The sequence below is a fragment of the Nocardia sp. TBRC8007 genome (assembly GCF_056629435.1).
The window spans coordinates 1-462 of sequence record NZ_JBWSOR010000162.1 but is presented as its reverse complement, the minus strand read 5'-3'; the positions used below and the strand labels follow the sequence as shown (position 1 = coordinate 462).

Annotated in this window: 1 protein-coding gene; it reads right to left on the bottom strand. The window is 64.7% G+C overall.

The genetic code is table 11. From position 1 onward, the window contains the following. On the bottom strand, nucleotides 1–462 hold a 462-nt coding region (locus ACX4ZE_RS23100; protein WP_480275571.1), incomplete at both ends, for an AMP-binding protein.

The following is a 462-nucleotide window of genomic DNA, read 5'->3' as shown; positions in this document are numbered from 1 at the left end:
ATCGAACGTCGCAGGCGTCCGCAACACAAACGCATCCGCCGCATCCAAACCGAACTCCGCACGCTTCCACAACAACTGATTCACAATCGCCGCATGCGACACCGCCACACCCTTCGGCCGACCCGTCGACCCCGACGTGAAAAGCACATACGCAACATTGCCCGCACGCAACGGCGCCACCCGCTCACCATCAACAACCGGTGACCCATCCACCCCCGACAAATCCAACCCATCCACCCGCACCACCGGCGCCACATCAGTGCCGAACCCCGCCCCGACATCGGTCAACACGCACACCGGCGCCGCGATCCGCAGAATGTAGTCCGTCCGCTCGGCAGGCTGGTCCGGATCCACCGGCACATACGCCCCACCCGCCTTCACCACCGCATACATCGCCACAACCAGATCCACCGAACGCCGCAACGCCAACACCACCCGCGACTCCGGCCCCACACCCAACGA